Origin of the sequence: uncultured Mailhella sp. (assembly GCF_947631555.1) — a bacterium.
Taxonomy (GTDB): domain Bacteria; phylum Desulfobacterota; class Desulfovibrionia; order Desulfovibrionales; family Desulfovibrionaceae; genus Mailhella.
In genome coordinates, this window is sequence record NZ_CANRLT010000047.1 from 1 (window position 1) to 19,121 (window position 19,121).

A 19,121-nucleotide genomic window follows, 5' to 3' on the forward strand; every position below is an offset into this window, starting at 1 on the left:
CGGCTGGCACTGGCCTCCATCTCCGGGCCGTGATCCAGCCCGCACAGATGGCCCATGCCGTGGGCGAGGAGCCGCCGCGCGTGGGCGGACACGTCCTGCCCGTAGAGCACGGACTCCCGTTCCAGCGTCACGGCACTCAGCATAAGCGAACCCAGAGAGCGTCCGCCCTCCGGGAAGCTCAAAATATTGGTCGGCCCGCTGCAACCCAGGAGCCGCACGTTGGCTGTGGCGATCTCTCCATCCCCGCAGACAACGAGTTCCACGGCGGGAAGCGCCGCGCCGTGGGGGAAGGCCGTCCGGCGCATGGCGGCAAGCCACGCCGTCCATTCCCGGCGGCAAAAGCGGCAGGGAACGCGCACGGACACGGAAAGCCCGGCGTCTTCCGCCACGCCGTGGGAGCCTGCGTAAGCGTTCGCCCGGCCGCAGGCGAAGGCTTCCGGCGCGAAGGCAGCTCCCGCAAGGCTCTCAGGAGTTCTCATGAGCGCTCCTCCTGGCCGGGCTTGCGTCCCGCAACGGACGCGGATTTGGCGGCGGAATCGGAAGAGGACGGCACCGGAACCCGCACGGAGGAAACCGTCTCGGGCTGTGCGGGTGGTACGGGTTCCCCAGGCATGACAAGGGAATAGGTCTGTGCCCCAGCGCACTCAGCAGACTGGATGTCGGGGGCTGCGGCAGACGGCGTGACCGGCAAGGGATTCGCAACGCTGGCGGGGTTCGCCGTGTCAGTGGGATTCGCGGCAGATGAAGGCGGCGTCCCCGTGACCGAGGCTGCCCTTCCCTCTGTTCCCGCAGGCGGCACGGCGGAACGTGCGGCAGCGTTCGCCCCAGTTGCAGATGCTGGGGAAGTTTCCGGCTGTACTGCCGGCGCAGGCTTTGCGGGTGCGACGGTGAACACCGTTCCCGAAAGCCCTGTTCCGCCCCCTGCGGTCAGACTCTGCCCGCTTCTGCCCGGCGAGATCATCCATTCAGGTCTGAGTTCCGTGGCGTCAGGAACCTCCTTAACATCCTTTCCACCATCCTTTACGCCGTTCTTTGCGGCTCCCTTTCCGCAGCCCGTCGCACAGCCTTTCACGGCCTTCACGGCTTTTTCCCGAACCTCGTCTTCCCTCTCCTTTGTCCGAGTCTCCCGGCGGGGCCTGCCCTGTTCCGGATAGGCGATACGCTGATGAAAAAGGCCGGTGAGAATGCGCACAAAGGCATCGGTGAGCCGGCTCAGGTCGCGGAAGGTGAGATCGGATTCGTCAAGCTGGCCTTCCGCATAGATGCCGTTGACGATTTTAGCCACATGGGCGCGGATGCGGGCGGGAGTGGGGTCTTCCAGCGTGCGGCTGGAGGCCTCCACCGAGTCGGCCAGCATGACGATGGCGGCTTCCCGGCTCTGGGGCTTCGGTCCGGGATAGCGGTAGTCCTGCAAGTCGGGTTTTTCGCCCATCTGCAAGGCTTTATTGTAAAAATACATGGCCCCGCGTGTGCCGTGGTGCTGTTCGATAATGTCCGAAATCTCCTGCCCCAGGCGATAGTCGGAGGCCAGTTCCACGCCGTGCTTGACGTGGGCGTGCAGGATGAGCGCGCTCATGGCCGGCGAAAGCCTGTCGTGAGGATTCGGCCCGCCGAATTGGTTTTCCACAAAATATTCCGGCCGCGAAATCTTGCCCACATCGTGGTACAGAGCTCCCACCTTGCACAGCAGACTGTTGGCCCCGATGGCCGCGGCCCCGGCCTCCACAAGGTTGGAAACCACCAGCGAATGGTGGTACGTCCCGGGCAGCTCCATCATGAGTTCCTGAAGCAGCGGGTGCTCGAGATTCATGAGTTCCATCATGCGGAAGCGCGTGGTGTAGCCCATGAGCATTTCCAGAACCGGGCTGAGCGCAAAAAGCAGGAACAGCGAACTTGCCGCGTTGAGTAGCAGGCAGAGCATAAGCAGCGGCAGGTGACCGAATTCGACATGGGAAGCCAGTGCCGCGCCGAGGCCCGTCATCGCCATCCACAAAAAGAGCGGTACGCTTCCCCAGACCACGTCCTGCCGGTTCTGCGCGCGCAGAACCAGCCAGGTATCCGTCATGGCCGACATGAAGTAGAAGAAGAACAGCGCCGTGTCCCCGTGAAAGATCAGCGTCACGAAGAAGGAAATAGTCAGCCCCACCGTGCAGTAACGGCGCGCGGCAAAAATAAGCGCGGCCAGACCCGTGCCCCCGGCGGCGGGAAAGGCAAAGGCCAGAACGTGCGCCACCGGCGTGGACGTCACCACGGTGAACAGGTACATCGACCCCCAGGCCGCCAGCCCGAACACCGAAAGCAGAAGCGCGATCATGACCTGATCCCGCGTACGCAGCACCGTCCCCTTGTTCCCGCTCGGCGTGATGAACAGCCCCAGGAGCAGGAACAACCCCACAATGATGCAGCCGAAGAACACCGGCCAGTCCACCAGCCCGGGTGCGGCGCGGAAAAGTGCCTGAAGCTTGATCTGCTGCTCATGCGTCACCATGGTTCCGGCGCGCACCAGCACTTCTCCCTGCTGTACCTTGTAGAACACCGGCTCCACCGCGGCCAGCATGTCCGCGTTGCGCTGCTGCGTCACTTCCTGATTCAGGGACAGCGTGGGCAAAACCATGAGCGGCAGGATTTCCTGAAGCGCCACCTTCGCCCGCGCACTAAGCTGCGCATCGCTGCGCACCCTGCGGCCCAGCGCGGCCTGAAGCATACGCAGATCAATAAGTCCGCCCGCCTGGGTGCGCAGTACCTCCGTGCCGCTGTCAAGGTCTCGCACCACCGCCGTGTTGTCCGTGCTGGAAAGCTGGCGCATGTCCGCAAGGACGCCGTGGGCAAGCATTCCTTCCATCCACGGCAGCAACTTCTCCAAAAGGTACGTCTGCACCTGCGGCGTGGCAAGCTGCCGGAACGAATTTGCGGAAATTTCCGCCAGGTGCCGCTCGTTGAAGGCCCGGCGCACGCGCTCCATTCCGTCCGCATCCAGCCCCGTCCGGTTGATTTCGTTGAGCAGGCCGAGGCTCTCTTCCCGGAAGCTCTGCATCCCCTTCTTGTTGAGGTCGAAGACCATGGGCTGAAGCGCCAGCGCCCTGTCGCGGCGGCGCTGCGTGGCCTGCGGGTCTTCCACCATGAGGTCGCGGTCGGAAACCACGTCCGTGGCCGCAATTTCCCCGGCCGGATACAGTACCCGCGCCGGACGCACGGGCTGTATCGAAGCCAGGGCACTGAGCAGTATCAACGCCAGCGCCAGCGCCAGAAGCCCCCAGCCGTGATGATGGTGCAGCAGCATGGCGCGCGTCTGCGACACGAGCTGCAGCACACTGACCGGAGAGTTCTTCCTACTCTTTTTCATGACTATCATAGGCATCCACAATGCGCCCAACCAGCGGGTGACGCACCACGTCGCAGCTCTGGAAACAATGGAAGCCGATGCCACGCACCCCGTTCAGCACACGCAGTGCGTGGACCAGTCCGGAGCGCGTCTCGCCCGCCTCTTCCCCTTCCCGCAGGAAGGCCCGGTTCACCGGCGGCAGGTCGATCTGCGTCACATCCCCCGTGATCACCGCGCGTGAACCGAAGCCCATGCGCGTCAGAAACATCTTCATCTGCTCCCGCGTCGTGTTCTGCGCCTCGTCCAGGATCAGAAAGGCATCGTTCAGCGTGCGCCCGCGCATGAAGGCCAGCGGTGCGACCTCGATGATTCCCGCTTCCTGCTTCTGGGCAAAGCTCTGCATCCCCAGCATGTCCCCCAGGGCGTCGTAGAGCGGCCGCAGGTACGGATTCACCTTGTCTTCCATGTCCCCGGGCAGAAAGCCCAGGCGTTCCCCGGCCTCCACCGCCGGCCGCGTGAGCACAATCTTCTTCACCCGCTTTGCCGCCAGCATGGAAAGCGCCATGGCCACCGCCAGATAGGTCTTGCCCGTGCCCGCCGGACCCGTGGCAAACACCAGCTCGTGCGCCCGCAAAAGCTCCATGTAGCGGCGCTGCGCCGTGTTCCGCGCCAGTATCGTCTTACGCGGCGAAACAATGGCCGCCGCATCCCGGAACAGCCGCCCGATGTCCGCCCGCGGATCCCGCAGCAGCTCCTCGTAGCCCTGAAGCAGATCCTCGCCGCGGATCTCCCGCCCGGAACGCAAAAGCCCGTAGCCCTGCGTGAACAGATTCAGCACCAGTCCCCGGCGTTCCGGCCGTGCGTCCGTCACCGTCAGCTCTGTTCCCCGCGTTTCCAGCTCCGCGCCCGAAGCGTCCGCAATCAGCTCTATATGCGCATTGAGCGGCCCGAAAAGCTCACTCGCCAGGCGGGCGTCTTCAAAGGCCAGCGTTTCCGAAAAGGCTGTCTTCACCTGCATGTCCTTTCGTTCCCACTTCCTGAAAGGAGTATCTCTTCTTCCCCATACGCTAAAACCTCCCGCTCGTCCAGCCGAGGGTGTGGGGGAAGAAAAAGAAAGACAGGAAAGGCAAAAATGCTCAAAACCTTAAACCGCCGGAGGCGCGGCGCGTGCGCTGCCGATAGCTCGCTTGCCGTGCGCAATCAGCTTTGCCCGCTGCGCATGATTGCGGTCGGTGAGCGGGGTAGTCGCTCCAAACACGCTGCCGGTCGCGCCTCCAACTGTCTAAGGATCATCAAAAATTCCAGCCTCGGGTTCCCATCGTCTTTTTTACCAATTTTCCACGTTTATGTCGATTTTCTCAGTGTTCGGCTGCGGTCTTCGCCTATGCCTTCCGCGCAAAGGCGGACATCTGCCGCAGAGAGTGCCGTTTCCGTCTCAGGATGCACCAAAAAAACGACAAAAGTGTAGAAATGTCTTTTTCTCGTTAACCCGTTCTTTTTCTTTGGCAAAATTCCAGCCTCGATGATCTTTTTGTTCCAGGCGGGGAATATTTTTCTACGTTTATGTGGAAATGTTCAGTCCTTTTGTGGATGCTGTCTCCGTTTCTGAAAAAAATATCCATACTTTTCGCTGTATTGGAAAATACTTTTCCTCCTGGCACGCTTTTTGCTTCAAGGGAAACGAATATTTCCCCGGGGCTGCCCCGGAAAAGGAGTTTAGGAAAATGGCAAGTACACCCGCCGATCCTCGTGTGGACGAATACTTTGGCTGTGACGTGTTCTCACTGGATACCATGTGCCGGCATCTGCCGCACGATGTCTATGTGGAACTTGAAAAGACCGTCCGGAACGGCAGCCGCCTTGATCCGGCCATCGCCGACACCGTGGCCAACGCCATGAAGGACTGGGCCGTCTCCAGAGGCGCGACCCACTACACCCACTGGTTCCAGCCGCTCACCGGGCTTACCGCCGAAAAGCACGACGCCTTCCTCCAGCCCGTGGACGGCAGGATGATCAGCTCCTTCTCCGGCAAGACTCTGCTTTCCGGCGAACCCGATGCCTCCAGCTTCCCCTCAGGAGGTCTGCGCTCCACCTTCGAGGCCCGCGGCTACACGGCCTGGGATCCCACCTCGCCCGTCTTCCTCGTAGGGCATACCCTGCATGTGCCCACCATGTTCTATTCCTACACCGGCGAAGCGCTCGACCGCAAGGTTCCGCTGCTGCGTTCCGTGTCCGCCGTGTCCCGTCAGGCTCTGCGCGTGCTGCGTCTCTTCGGCAACACCAGCGCCCGCTACGTTGTGGCGCAGGCCGGACCGGAACAGGAATACTTCCTTGTGGACAGGGAACTTGCCGCCAGACGTCCCGACCTGCTGCTCACCGGCCGCACGCTCTACGGCGCGCCCACGCCCAAGGGCCAGGAAATGGAGGATCACTACTTCGCGGCCATCCCCGAGCGGGTCATGGACTTCATGGAAGATCTGGAACGCCACCTCTACCGCCTGGGCATCCCCGCGCAGACCCGCCACAACGAAGTGGCCCCGGCGCAGTTCGAGCTGGCTCCGCTCTATGAAAAGGTGAACATCGCCACCGACCACAACATGCTGGTGATGAACCTCATGCGCTACCTCGCGCCACGGCACGGCTTTGTCTGCCTGCTCCACGAAAAGCCCTTTGACGGCGTGAACGGCAGCGGCAAGCACAACAACTGGTCTCTCGCCGATTCTGACGGCAACAATCTGCTCAAGCCCGGCGACACGCCGCAGGACAACGCTCAGTTCCTCGTCTTCCTTGCCGCCGTGCTGCGCGCCGTCCACAAGCACGCCGCCACCCTGCGCCTCGGCACCATCGGCGCCGGCAACGACCACCGTCTGGGCGCCAACGAAGCCCCGCCCGCCATCATTTCCGTGTACACCGGCGACCAGCTCGCGGACGTGATCCACTCCTTCACCGGCGACACCTGCTGCGCCAGCAAGGGCAAGCCCACCCTGAACATCGGCGTGGACGTTCTGCCCCCGCTGCCCTGCGACTATTCCGACCGCAACCGCACCAGTCCCTTCGCCTTCACGGGCAACAAGTTTGAATTCCGCGCCGTGGGTTCCTCCCAGTCCATCGCTCCGGCCAACATCGCCATCAACGCGGCCGTGGCCTGCGCTCTGGAAGAAATCGCCGACCGTCTGGAAGCCGAAACCGCCAAGGGCACGCCTCTGAACGATGCCGTGCAGTCCCTGCTCACCGACCTGTTCACCGAACACGCGCCCATCATCTTCAACGGCAACGGCTACACCGAGGAATGGCCCGTGGAAGCGGCCCGCCGCGGCCTGCCCAACTACAGAAGCACGGTGGACGCCCTCCAGCACTACAGCGACCCGGACGTGCTCGCCACCTTCGTCAGCCAGGGCATACTCACCGAACGCGAATGCCTGTCCCGTCAGGAAATCCTCTTCGAGAACTACGCCAAGAGCATCGCCATCGAGGCCGCCACGGCCAGCCGCATCGGGCGCACCCTCATCGTGCCCGCTGTGCTCAAGGCCCAGAGCGAGGCCGCGGCCGCCCTCGAACACACCCGCACGGCCCTCGGCAGCGCCCCTGCCTCCCTGGTGGAACATGTGCGCGCCCTGGCGGATGGTCTGGACGGACTCATGCAGGCTCTGGATGCGCTGGACGGCGTGCGCGCCAAACTCTCCGGCATCGCCGAAGCGCCCGCAGCCGCCGCCCTCGCCCGTGACGAAGTCCTGCCCGCCATGAACGCCTGCCGCACGTTCGCCGACAGCATGGAAAGCCTCGTTGCCAGCAGTGACTGGCCTCTTCCGAGCTACGCCGAACTTATGTGGACGCACTGATTTCCCGGACGGAAACCGTCAGCGCCCCGCTCAGGGAGGTCCCTCTTCGGAGGGCCTCCCTGCCCTGACACCCGGAATAAAACAATTTTGTACCAATACAATTTTTTCCCGACCATTGTGAATCAAGGATACCGCCTATGTGCAGAATCGGGTCGATCAAAAGCAGAACGCCCATCGGGCCGTCCACTGCGCTGGAACTCATGATCCCGCAGCAGGAAGGGCACGACAATTCCGGCTACGCCATGGTCATGCAGGATCTGTTCGGAGTCTTCGCGGACTTCAAGGACAAGCCGCTCCTCTCGGCGGCCTGCAATGCCGAAGGCGCGGCGCTCATCGACGAATACATGGAGGAGCGCCATTTCTCGCTGCTCTACAGCTGGACTCCCCGGCCCGACGCACGGCCCGGGCTGGACATCAGGGCCATGCCCCGCTACCTCTTCTGCGTCTACGACTATCCGCCGGAATACCGAGACATGAGCATGGAGAAGAAGGGCGAAATCATGCTGGACGTGCGCCTGGCCCTGCGCCGCCTCCTCGACGCCAGGGAAAGCGGTTACGTCTATTCCTTCTGGCCCGATGTCCTCACTCTGAAGGAAATCGGCGACCCGCGGGACATCGCCGCCTATTTCCGCCTCTGGGACCCGGACTGCCCCCTGCGGGCCAGAAACATCGTGACCCAGTGCCGCCAGAACACCAACTATGCCATTGTCCGCTACGCCGCCCACCCCTTCTTTCTCCAGGGCTACACCCTGTGCGCCAACGGCGAGAACACCTTCTACACCAAGAACCGCGAATTTCAGAAATCCCTGCACCGCGGCTACATCGGCTTTGAATCCGACTCCCAGTGCTTCCTCTACAGTCTGCACTACGTGCTGCACGAGATGAAGTGGCCCCTGCCCTACTACAAGCACGTCATCACGCCGCTGCCCTTTGCCGAAATCGACCGCCGCGAGGACCGAGACGTGCTGAACCTCATCCGCGAGACCCTGGCTCATCTGGAAATCAACGGCCCGAACACCATCATCGCCATGCTCCCCGACGGCCGCATGATCACCTGCTGCGACTCCAAGAAGCTGCGCCCCGTGGTCGTCGGCAGGACGGACGACATGCTGGCCATTTCCTCAGAAGTGTGCGGGCTCAACGCCATCATGCCGGACCGCGACACCTCCGGGGACATCTACCCCGATGAGCGCGAAATCATCGTCATCGACAACGAACTGAGGGTGCAGCGATGCAGACAGTAAAGGCTCTCGACCTCTATCCCGGCGATCTGCGCTGGATCATCGAATACGACCCTGCGCGCTGCACCATGTGCGGAAGCTGCGTGGCCCAGTGCACACAGAACGCCATCGAAGTACGCATGATGCGGCAGGATCTCACCGTGTCCCGCGCCGCGCAGCCCGACCCCGAACCCAGCCACCTGGCAAGGCCGGTCATCCGTCAGAAGACGGACATTGAGCACCTGTGCGTGGGCTGTGGCTTCTGTCAGAAGGTCTGCCCCAACGACGCCATCCGCCCCGTGCGCAATCCCGACCAGCGCCTCCCCCTGCTGGCCCGCGGACACGGACCCATCAAGCGCGGCGGCCGCACCGAACTGAACAGCCAGCGCACCCTGGACGCCATCGTGGTGGGCCGCATCAGCCAGATGACCGACCCTTCCCTGGACTCCGAACGCCACACCTTCGACGTGCGCGCCCCCCTCGGCCGCGTGCTGCCCTCCCGTGAGCTGCCGCTGAAGGTGGAGAACGGCAGGCTGGTCAAGACCGGCACTACCCCGCCGGTGAACTGGATCTATCCGCTCATCTTCAGCGACATGTCCATCGGCGCCCTGTCCACCCGCGCCTGGGAAGCCGTGGCTCTGGCCGTTGCCTACCTCAACGAGGAATGCGCACTGCCCGTGCGCATGAGTTCCGGCGAGGGCGGTATGCCCATCCGGCTGCTGGAATCCGATCAGCTCAAATACTTCATCATCCAGATCGCCTCTGGGCACTTCGGCTGGGACCGCATCATCAAGGCCCTGCCCCGCATGAAGAGCGACCCCGCGGGTGTGCTCATCAAGATCGGTCAGGGCGCGAAGCCCGGCGACGGCGGCCTTCTGCCTGCCTCCAAGGTGGCTCCGCACATCCAGGCCATCCGCGGCGTGCCGAGGTCCACGCTGCATTCCCCGCCCAACCATCAGGGCCTGTACTCCATTGAGGAATCCGTGCAGAAGATGCACCTCTCCCTCAACGCGGCCTTCGGCTTCCGCGTGCCCGTGGCCATCAAGTGCGCCGCTTCCGGCTCTTCGGTGTCCGTCTACAACAACCTGCTACGCGACCCCTACAAAATCTGCGGCGGCTTCTTCCTCGACGGCATACAGGGCGGCACGGGCGCGGCCAACGAGGTCTCTCTGGATCACACCGGGCATCCCATCGTCTCCAAACTGCGCGAATGCTACCTTGCCGCCGTGCAGCAGGGCCTTCAGGGGCAGATACCGCTCTGGGCGGGCGGCGGCGTAGGGCTTACCGGCAACGCCGCGGCCGACGCCTTCAAGATGATCTGCCTCGGCGCCAACGGCGTGTTCTGCGGCAAGATTCTCATCCAGCTCCTCGGCTGCGTGGGCAACGAACACGGCCGCTGCAATTCCTGTTCCAACGGCCGCTGTCCCAACGGCATCTGTTCCCAGGATCCCCGCTTGGTGGCCCGCCTCGATGTGGACAAGGGCGCCCAGAACATCGTGGACTACGTCCTCGCCTTTGACAGCGAACTGCGCAAGCTCATGGCTCCCGTGGGCAACAGCTCGCTCCCCGTGGGACGCTCCGACGCCCTGGTTTCCACCGACCGCGCCATCGCCGAAAAGCTCGGCATCGCCTACGCCTGCTGACAAGGAAGACAGAAATGTTCACCATAGATACTCTCTCCGGCCACGAACGCATGTCCACCCAGGCCCTTCTCACGCAGATCAGCGAAGCGCTGTCCCGCGGAGAGACGGAATTTGACATCCGCGCCTCCGGCCAGCACGACATCGGAGGCCCCCTGTGGAACGCCGAGGGCAGGCCCCTGCACTTCCATGTGACCAACCCGGGCCAGCGTCTGGGCTGCATGGGACTGGACGGCACCGAAATCATTGTGGACGGCCCTGTTCCCGCCGACGCCGGCTGGCTGAACTCCGGCGCGCGCATTGTGGTCAGGGGCGACGCGGGCGACACGGCCGGCCACTGCGCCGCCTCCGGCGTGGTCTACATCGGCGGACGCGCGGGCACGCGCTCCGGCTCGCTCATGAAGCACGACCCGCTCTACCCCGAGCCTGAACTGTGGATCCTCAAGAATACCGGATCCTTCCCCTGCGAATTCATGGGCGGCGGGAAAATGGTGGTCTGCGGCTGCGACAGCGAAGACTTTGCCTCCGTCCTCGGTGAGCGCGCCTGCGTGGGCATGGTGGGCGGCGTGGTCTATTTCCGCGGCAACCCGGGCTGCTACGCCGCCGCCGACGTGAGCCTCGGCGCCCTTGACGACGCCGACATCGCCTTCCTCGCGAAGGGCATGGAAGACTTTCTCGCCGCCACGCAGCACAGCGACCTGATCCCTCTGCTCACGCGCTGGGAAGAATGGCGCAAGCTCACGCCCCATAAGGCGGGCGAGGGCGAGGAAAAGCCCCTGAGCATGGCCGACTTCCGCAAGAATGCCTGGGTCAGGGGCGGCATCTTCGGCGATGTGGTGCGGGACGACTGGCGCGTCCACACCCTGGTGGAGCGCGGTGAATACCGCCTGCGCGTCCCCCGCTGGGACAACGCCGCCACCGCCGCGCCCTGTGAGTATGACTGTCCCTCGCACATTCCCACGCAGAGGCGCTTCCAGCTCCTGCGCGAAGGACGTGTGGACGAAGCGCTGCGGCTGATTCTGGACTATTCCCCCTTCCCCGGCTCGGTATGCGGAGCGGTCTGCCCCAACCCCTGCATGGACGCCTGCACCCGCGGCGCACGCCTTGACCTGCCCGTGCAGATCGGCGCCCTGGGGCGCAAGTCCGCCGCCGTCAGCGTGGAGAAGCCGAAGAAGCGCACGGGGAAGCGCGTGGCCGTCATCGGCTCCGGCGTGGGCGGGCTTTCCGCCGCCTGGCAGCTCGCCCGCAGGGGCCACGATGTCACGGTCTACGAGGCCGATTCGGTCATCGGCGGCAAGATTGAGCAGGTCATACCCCGCGCCCGCCTCGACCACAGCGTGCTGGCTGCGGAGATACAGCGCATCGCGGACATGGGCGTGAAATTCGTCACCTCCTGCCGCGTGGACAAGGCCGGATTCGCCGAACTGCGCGCGGCGAACGATGCCGTCATCGTTGCCGTGGGCGGCACGAAGGCCCGCATCTTCGACTGGCCCGGCAAGGAACGCATCGTGCCCGGCATCGACTTCATGAAGGCCGTGAACCGCGGCGCTCATCCCCGCGTGGGCAGGAACGTCATCGTCATCGGCTGCGGCAACGCCGGCATGGACGCCGCCGCCGGAGCCTACGCGGAAGGCGCGGAACACGTCACCTGCATCGACGTGCAGAAGCCCGCGGCCTTTGACAAGGAAATCGAGCACATCCGATCCCTGGGCGGGGACATTGTCTGGCCCGTCATGACGAAGGAAATCACGGAGGCGGGTGTGGTCACCGCGGATGGCCGACTCATCCCCGGGGACATGGTCATCATCACCGTGGGCGACGAGCCGGAAATCGACTTTCTCCCGGAGGGCGTGAAGACTTTCCGCGGAAGCTGGCTGGTCCCCGGCGCGGATCAGAGCATACTGCCCGGCGTCTTTGCCGTGGGCGACGTGGTGAAGCCCGGTCTGCTCACCGCGGCCATCGGCTCCGGCAAGCGTGCGGCAGAGGCCGCGGACGCCTGGCTTGCGGGCCGCGCCTGGACGCCCTCCCCTGCGCGGGAAAAGGCCGGATCCAGGCTCAGCCTGGAATACTTCGCCAGGGTGGACAAGGCCGCCCTCCCCGCGCCCTCGGAGGATTACTGCCGCTGCGTGAGCTGCGGTTCCTGCCGGGACTGCGGCATGTGTCTCCAGTCCTGCCCGGAAAAGGCCATCACCCGTGAGGAGACTGCGGACGGCTTCCGCTACGAATCCGACCCTGCCCGCTGCATTGGCTGCGGCATTTGCGCCGGCGTCTGCCCCTGCGGAGTCTGGACGCTTGAACCGAATGCCTCCATGGAATAAAACCCGGGCGGCCCGCGCCGCCCTTCACCCTTCGCCTGCAAGGAAATCCTTATGCCCAAGATGAATGATGCCTACGCCGCCCTCCCCGGCAGCTACCTTTTCAGTGAAGTCGCCCGCCGCGTCAAGGCCCACAGGGAGGCGCATCCCGAAGCCGAAGTCATCAGCCTCGGCATCGGCGACGTGTCCCAGCCCCTCATCCCCGCCGTCATCGAGGCCCTGCACCAGGCCGTGGATGAAATGGGCAAGGCCGGCAGCTTCCGCGGCTACGGCCCGGAACAGGGCTACGCCTTCCTCCGCGAAGCCATTCTCGAACACGACTTCAAGCCCCGCGGCGTGGCTCTGGAAGCGGACGAAATCTTCATCAGTGACGGCGCCAAGAGCGATGTCGGCAATATTCAGGAGCTGTTCGGCCCGGACGCCGTAGTCGCGCTCACCGATCCCGTGTACCCGGTCTATGAGGATTCCAACGCCATGGCAGGGCGCGCCGGAGAGAGGAAGGACGGCCGCTGGAGCCGCATCGTCTACCTGCCCTGCACGGCGGAGAACGGTTTTGAACCGGCTCTGCCCGAACGCCGCCCGGACATGATCTATCTCTGCTGCCCGAACAATCCCACGGGCACGGTGCTCAGCCGCGCGGCCCTGACCCGCTGGGTGGACTACGCCCGTGAGAATGACGCCGTGATCCTCTTTGACGCCGCCTACGAAAGCTTCATCTCCAGCCCGGAAATCGTCCACAGCATCTACGAGATCCCCGGCGCCGACGAGGTGGCCATCGAATTTCGCAGCCTCTCCAAGACCGCAGGCTTCACCGGCCTGCGCTGCGCCTACACCATGGTTCCCCACAAGCTCAGGGCACACGCCGCGGACGGGACGGAACTCTCGCTCCACGACATGTGGCTGCGCCGCCAGTGCACCAAGTACAACGGCTGTCCCTACATCGTCCAGCGCGCGGCCGAAGCCGTCTTCCGCGAACCTGCTCAGGCGCAGCTTGAGGCACAGCTTGGCATCTACCGCGCCAACGCCCGCATGATACTCGACACCTGCACCTCCCTCGGGCTTGAAGCCTTCGGCGGCGAACATTCCCCCTACGTCTGGCTGCGTACCCCTCAGGGCATGAAGTCCTGGGACTTCTTCGATCTCATGCTCAGCCGTGCCTCCGTGGTCTGCACCCCGGGCGTGGGCTTCGGTGCCTGCGGCGAGGGCTACGCGCGCTTCACCGCCTTTGCCTCGCCCGAACAGACCCTCAAGGCCCTGGAACGCTTCCAGAGCATACTCTGACACCCTTTCTTTCGGGAGACGAACGTGTCCGGCGCACCTGTCCTTCACTCGTATGCCAAGCCCGCCCCCGCGGACTTCGGCCCGTACCTTGCGAGCCTGAAAAAAATCGTCAGCGGGCTTGCCCCGGGGACGCCCTTCCGCGGCGCGCTGAACCTTGTGCTGTCGTCCCTTGCCGGGACCATGCACTTTCTGCGCCCGCACATCGTCGTCCAGGATCCGGAAAACGGCAGCCTGCACCTGTCCATGGCGCTGGGGCAGGCCGCAGTCCCGCATCTCTCCTATGCGCCCGGCACGGGCATCACCGGGCAGGTCTTCGCTTCGGGCAAGCCCATCATCGTGGGGCGGATGAAGGATCATCCAGACTTCATGAACCGGCTCTTTGAACGCAGCGAGGATCAGCTTGCCACCCTGAGCTTCATCTGCGTGCCTGTCCTCGCCGAACGCGCGTCCTCACAGGACGGCGCCCCCAAGGTCCTGGGCACGCTGAGTGCCGATACCGGCATGGCCCCCCCCGACGTGCTGCGCCTGCGCTGCAGTTTTCTGGAAGTGGTGGCCGCACTCATGGCACATCAGGTGGCCTGTCTGCAGGAAGACCTGCTCCGCCAGTCCGCGCACTACACCCGGCAGGACGACAAGCCCCTGCCCTCGGCGCTCTCTGCCCTGCCCGCCATCGTGGTGTCCTCACAGGCCATGAACCACGTCCTGCACCATGTGGCGCAGGTAGCCCCCAGCCAGACCACGGTGCTTCTGCGCGGGGAATCCGGCTCCGGCAAGGAGCTCATGGCCGCAGCCATTCATCAGTGCAGCGAGCGGGCAAAAGGCCCCTTTGTCAAGCTGAACTGCGCCGCACTGCCCGCGGATCTGGTGGAAGGCGAACTCTTCGGCTGGCAGAGGGGAGCCTTCACCGGCGCGCAGCAGGGACGCCGCGGCGTCTTCGAGCAGGCCAGCTCCGGCACGCTCTTCCTCGATGAAATCGGCGATCTCTCCCTGCCCGCGCAGGCCAAGGTGCTGCGCGCCATCCAGGAGAGGGAAATCGTGCGCCTCGGCAGCGAACACCCCGTTGCGGTGGACGTGCGCCTCATCTGTGCCACGCATCAGCCGCTGGAAGAGCTGGTGAAGCAGGGCCTGTTCCGCGAAGACCTCTACTACCGCATCAACGTCTTTCCGCTGTTCCTGCCGCCCCTGCGCGAACGCCGGGACGACATCCTGCCCCTCGCGGAACACTTCCTGCACCGCTTCGCCCGCAGCTACGGCCGCCCCGCGCGGCGCATGTCCCCGCAGGCCGCCGACCTGCTCACGGCCTACGCCTGGCCCGGCAACGTGCGCGAACTTCAAAACGCCATGGAATGCGCGGTTCTGCTCTGCGAGGAAGAAGCGGTACACGCTTGCCACCTGCCCCCGGCCCTGCGCCATCAGGAAAAACATGCCGGGGAGCGCGCAGTGCCTGCCGACTCCCCCCTGAGCTTCCGGCAGGAAATCAGCTCCCTGGAGAAGAAACGCCTTGAGGAAGCCCTGCGCGCCGCGGACGGCAATATCCACCAGGCCGCGCGGGACATCGACATTACCTACCGCATCTTCTATTACAAAATGAAGAAGTACGGCATCGACTACCGCGCCTTCCTGAAAAAGCGCCGCTGAAAGGCCACCCGATGAACCGCTCTGGTAAAAAGAAAGCCCCCCGCAGGGAGCGTGTGGGTGTGGTCAGTTCTGCCTGGCGGCAATATGCCGTCCATAAAGAAACAACGCCAGGCCTACAGCCATAATCAGGAGGGTAATGATCATTTAAGACTCCTTATGGTGCCAATGGCGAACAGACTGAAAAGCAATAATGTAGCAAAGCCTTTCAGGGCGGGGTGGGGCTATATCGGCCTAAAGGCCGAGGTCTCAAACCATAGAGAAAGTAAGATGACAGTTACGGCTATACCTTCAATCTTTCCATCAAACAAGGCCACGCCGATAGCGATTGCGGCCACATTTCCAAGGATGGTTGCAATAAGTTTCAGTGTTTCCTTGTTACATTCCGACATACGCCTCCCTCACGCTTTCAACGTATCCATTACCCGGGATTAAGGCAAGACCGGACGGCAAATTTTCCCTGGACCATCGGATGGCGGGGGGGGTAAAAAGGCATCTTGCTTTTTCTGTCGAAAAAGCGCGAAGAGTGCCGAACTTCCAGTTCGGCGAAAGGCATCCTCCGGCCACGTCTGACGGGATCGCGCCTCGTGCAGCTTGACCTTACCCGCTCCGGCGGCGTGACCATGTTTGCCGGCAGAAGCCGGACAAACACGCCGCCTTCGCTATCTGCTCGCTACCGCTCGCTGCTCCGCAGGTTGAGGAAGGGAGAGCAAATCCTTGACCGCCGGACGGCGCGAGCGTCAGTGAGCTGATAGCAAGCAGGCCGCGCGCAATCGGGCTTTGCCCGTTGCGCATGGCTGCGGCCAGCGAGCGGGGTGGTCATCGTCGCTCCAAACGCGCTGCCGCGCGTGCCTCCAGCGGTTAAAGGAAAAGGAGAGGCCGCGTTCACGACCTCTCCTGAAACAGCGCATCAGGCTCCGGACGGGGCGAACCCCGCCCGTCTGTTTTTAGTACATACCGCCCATGCCAGCGCCGCCAGCGGGAGCCGCAGGCTCAGGCTTGGGGAGTTCAGCGATGGCGCATTCGGTGGTCAGCAGCAGGGCCGCCACGGAGGAGGCGTGCTGCAGGGCGAAGCGGGATACCTGCTTGGGGTCGATGATGCCGGCCGCCATGAGGTCTTCGTATTCGCCGGTGGCGGCGTTGAAGCCGAAGCCGTCCTTGCCTTCGCGCACCTTTTCCACCACCACGGAGCCTTCAAAGCCCGCGTTGGCGGCGATCTGCCGCAGAGGTTCTTCCAGGGCGCGGCGGACGATGTTCACACCGGCCATTTCCTCTTCGCTGACCGCAAGGTCATCGAGAGCAGCGAGGCAGCGGATGTAGGCAGTGCCGCCGCCAGGCACGATGCCTTCGGCAACAGCGGCGCGGGTGGCGTTCAGGGCGTCTTCCACGCGGTCCTTCTTTTCCTTCATCTCAGTCTCGGTGGCAGCGCCAACCTTGATGACGGCCACGCCGCCCACCAGCTTGGCCAGGCGTTCCTGAAGCTTTTCACGGTCGTAGTCGGAGGTGCAGGTCTCGATCTGAGCGCGGATCTGAGCCACGCGGCCCTTGATGTCCTCGCTCTTGCCGGCACCGTCCACGATGGTGGTGTTGTCCTTGTCGATGTGCACGCGCTTGGCGGTGCCGAGGTCGGACAGACTGAAGTTTTCGAGCTTGACGCCCATGTCCTCGGAGGCCACGGTGCCGCCGGTGAGGATGGCGATGTCCTGCAGCATGGCCTTGCGGCGGTCACCAAAGCCAGGAGCCTTGACAGCGGCCACCTGGAGCGCGCCGCGGAGCTTGTTCACCACGAGGGTGGCCAGAGCTTCGCCTTCCACGTCCTCGGCGATGATGAGCAGCGGACGGTTCATCTTGGCAACCTGTTCGAGCACGGGGAGCATTTCCTTCATGCTGGAGATCTTCTTCTCATGGAGCAGGATGAAGGGGTTCTCAAGGTCGCAGACCAGCTTTTCAGCGTCGGTCACGAAATAGGGGGAGAGGTAGCCGCGGTCGAACTGCATGCCTTCCACGGTTTCCAGCGTGGTTTCCAGACCCTTGGCTTCCTCGACGGTGATGACGCCTTCCTTGCCGACCTTGCTCATGGCCTCGGCAATGATGTTGCCGATGGTGGCGTCAGCGTTGGCGGAAATGGTGCCGACCTGGGCGATTTCCTTCTGATCGCGGGTGGGCTTGGCAATGTTGCCGAGCTCAGCGGTGACGGCGGCCACGGCCTTGTCGATGCCGCGCTTGATGGGCATGGGATTGCGGCCGGCAGCCACGAGCTTCACGCCTTCATGGTAGATGGCCTGAGCCAGCACGGTGGCGGTGGTGGTACCGTCGCCGGCGGCGTCGTTGGTCTTGGAGGCCACTTCGCGCACAAGCTGCGCACCCATGTTCTCGAACTTGTCCTCAAGCTCGATTTCCTTGGCCACGGTCACGCCGTCCTTGGTGATGACGGGAGCGCCGTAGGCTTTTTCGATGAGCACATTGCGGCCCTTGGGGCCGAGGGTGACCTTCACGGCATTGGCGAGCTTGTCAACGCCCTGGGCCAGACGTTCGCGGGCCTTGGCGTCAAAAAGAATCTCTTTGGCAGACATGCTATGTTCTCCTGAAAGAATGGGTAGGTTGCAGATTAGTTGAGAATGGCGAGGATGTCGTCTTCACGCATGATGATGTGGTCGACGCCGTCCACCTTGATTTCGGTTCCGGCATACTTGGCAAAAAGCACCACGTCGCCGACCTTCACTTCCATGGCGGCGCGTTCGCCCTTCTCATTGCGCTTGCCGGGGCCACAGGCCACGACTTCGCCCTTGGCGGGCTTTTCCTTCGCGGAATCGGGGATGAACAGACCGCCGGCGGTCTTTTCTTCGGACTCAAGGCGTTTCACGAGTACACGGTCATTCAGGGGTTTCATAACCCATATCCTCCCAAAAGGTTTTTATCGGTAAGTCCCGGCGCAGTCCGCAACCACGGCTTTTCAAGGATCTGTGCCGGAAAACTGCCGCTGAAGCGGAAGACTTCCAACGGCGACGAAGCATAAATAAGCCCAAGTTCGCCAAGGTAAAGGGGGGCGAGGTCATTTTTTTTTCATTTTTTTCATTTTTTCGTTTTGGAAGATAAAAAAAATTAAAGAATACACTGAGTTACAATTTTACACGAATTTTCCGCGGCTGCATGACCATGTTCGCTGGCTATGTCCTGACGAACACGTTCGCTGTCAGATCGCTGACGCTCGCGCGACCTTCCCCGCGCGCTTACCGCAAGGATGCTTGAGCGGGCAAAACCCGATTGCGCGCGGCAAGCTCGCTATCAGCGGCGCACGCACCGCGCCGACTTACCCCGCTCCGGCGGTTAGGGAAGGGCGTCCACCTCCTGCCCTGCAGCCGAACCACGGCGGATGGCGAAGTGCTACATCAGCAAATTTCCACCGCTAATCCCAAGCTGGTTCATGAAGGCATTCAAGGATTCTGCTCTGGCCGCGTCCCGCATGAGTTGACGCAGCGTGTCCACATCGGACGTGTTTTTAATATACTCAAGCACAGAGGACGGCAGGCTGCCAAAGCGCGTCTCAAGTAAATCGCGCAGGGCGATACCTAAACCACGACTTTCACCACGGGCTTCGCCAATGGAGATACCCCGGGCTTCACCTTCGGCCCTACCGAGGAGGACCCCTCTTTGGATGTATTCATCTTTCCACTGTGCAACGCGTTCTTCCAACATGGCGGCCACCTCCCGCAAATCTTGAAATTCGGGAATCTTGTCCGTTATTCCTGCGCGTTTCAGGACAATCCGTTCCAGCCAGACCGTAAATGCCCGGTGTAAATCCGAGCACTTCGGGTCCTGAAGATACTGTATCAGCTCTTTCACGACCTCGCGAACCTGCTCCAGATCCT

At 63.2% G+C, this 19,121-nt stretch carries 12 protein-coding genes; 6 read left to right on the forward strand and 6 right to left on the reverse strand.

Going from position 1 to position 19,121, the window contains the following annotated elements; genetic code table 11:
* From ybeY to Q0Z94_RS07560, 3 genes are all read right to left on the reverse strand, one after another.
* On the reverse strand, positions 1-479 hold a 479-nt coding region (gene ybeY, locus Q0Z94_RS11845), incomplete at its 3' end, for an rRNA maturation RNase YbeY (RefSeq protein WP_366517589.1).
* Positions 476-3,352 (reverse strand): HDIG domain-containing metalloprotein, encoded by a 2,877-nt coding sequence (locus tag Q0Z94_RS07555; RefSeq protein WP_298068406.1) that lies wholly within the window; start codon positions 3,350-3,352, stop codon positions 476-478. The genes Q0Z94_RS07555 and ybeY, both read right to left, overlap by 4 nt.
* The gene (locus tag Q0Z94_RS07560) at positions 3,330-4,340 is read right to left on the reverse strand and encodes a PhoH family protein (RefSeq protein ID WP_298068407.1); all 1,011 of its coding nucleotides are present in this window, start codon (positions 4,338-4,340) and stop codon (positions 3,330-3,332) included. The genes Q0Z94_RS07555 and Q0Z94_RS07560 overlap by 23 nt, the downstream gene beginning before the upstream one ends.
* A gap of 706 nt (positions 4,341-5,046) precedes the next feature.
* On the opposite strand from Q0Z94_RS07560, the gene Q0Z94_RS07565 reads away from it, so the two are divergent.
* From Q0Z94_RS07565 to Q0Z94_RS07590, 6 genes are all read left to right on the forward strand, one after another.
* The gene (locus Q0Z94_RS07565) at positions 5,047-7,161 is read left to right on the forward strand and encodes a glutamine synthetase III (protein ID WP_298068408.1); all 2,115 of its coding nucleotides are present in this window, start codon (positions 5,047-5,049) and stop codon (positions 7,159-7,161) included.
* Between the two features lie 137 nt (positions 7,162-7,298).
* The gene (locus Q0Z94_RS07570) at positions 7,299-8,405 is read left to right on the forward strand and encodes a glutamate synthase (protein WP_298068409.1); all 1,107 of its coding nucleotides are present in this window, start codon (positions 7,299-7,301) and stop codon (positions 8,403-8,405) included.
* On the forward strand, positions 8,393-10,024 hold the full coding sequence (locus tag Q0Z94_RS07575; RefSeq protein WP_298068410.1) for a glutamate synthase-related protein: 1,632 nt from the start codon (positions 8,393-8,395) through the stop codon (positions 10,022-10,024). The genes Q0Z94_RS07570 and Q0Z94_RS07575 overlap by 13 nt, the downstream gene beginning before the upstream one ends.
* Before the next feature lie 14 nt (positions 10,025-10,038).
* Positions 10,039-12,339, forward strand: coding sequence for an FAD-dependent oxidoreductase (locus tag Q0Z94_RS07580; protein WP_298068411.1), 2,301 nt, complete (start codon positions 10,039-10,041; stop codon positions 12,337-12,339).
* A 51-nt stretch (positions 12,340-12,390) separates the two neighbouring features.
* Complete coding sequence (locus tag Q0Z94_RS07585; RefSeq protein ID WP_298068412.1) at positions 12,391-13,617, forward strand: LL-diaminopimelate aminotransferase; 1,227 nt, start codon at positions 12,391-12,393, stop codon at positions 13,615-13,617.
* Between the two features lie 24 nt (positions 13,618-13,641).
* A complete protein-coding gene (locus Q0Z94_RS07590) occupies positions 13,642-15,255 on the forward strand; it encodes a sigma 54-interacting transcriptional regulator (protein WP_298068413.1) in 1,614 nt (537 codons plus the stop codon).
* A 944-nt stretch (positions 15,256-16,199) separates the two neighbouring features.
* Here the strand turns inward: Q0Z94_RS07590 and groL are convergent.
* The 3 genes from groL to Q0Z94_RS07605 all read right to left on the reverse strand — a co-directional run.
* Positions 16,200-17,825 carry a chaperonin GroEL gene (gene groL, locus Q0Z94_RS07595; protein WP_298068414.1) on the reverse strand — a complete coding sequence of 542 codons (1,626 nt, stop codon included), beginning with the start codon at positions 17,823-17,825 and terminating at the stop codon, positions 16,200-16,202.
* Between the two features lie 35 nt (positions 17,826-17,860).
* The gene (gene groES, locus Q0Z94_RS07600) at positions 17,861-18,142 is read right to left on the reverse strand and encodes a co-chaperone GroES (RefSeq protein WP_298068415.1); all 282 of its coding nucleotides are present in this window, start codon (positions 18,140-18,142) and stop codon (positions 17,861-17,863) included.
* Between the two features lie 494 nt (positions 18,143-18,636).
* A partial coding sequence (locus Q0Z94_RS07605; RefSeq protein ID WP_298068416.1) for a hypothetical protein occupies positions 18,637-19,121 on the reverse strand: 485 nt, incomplete at its 5' end.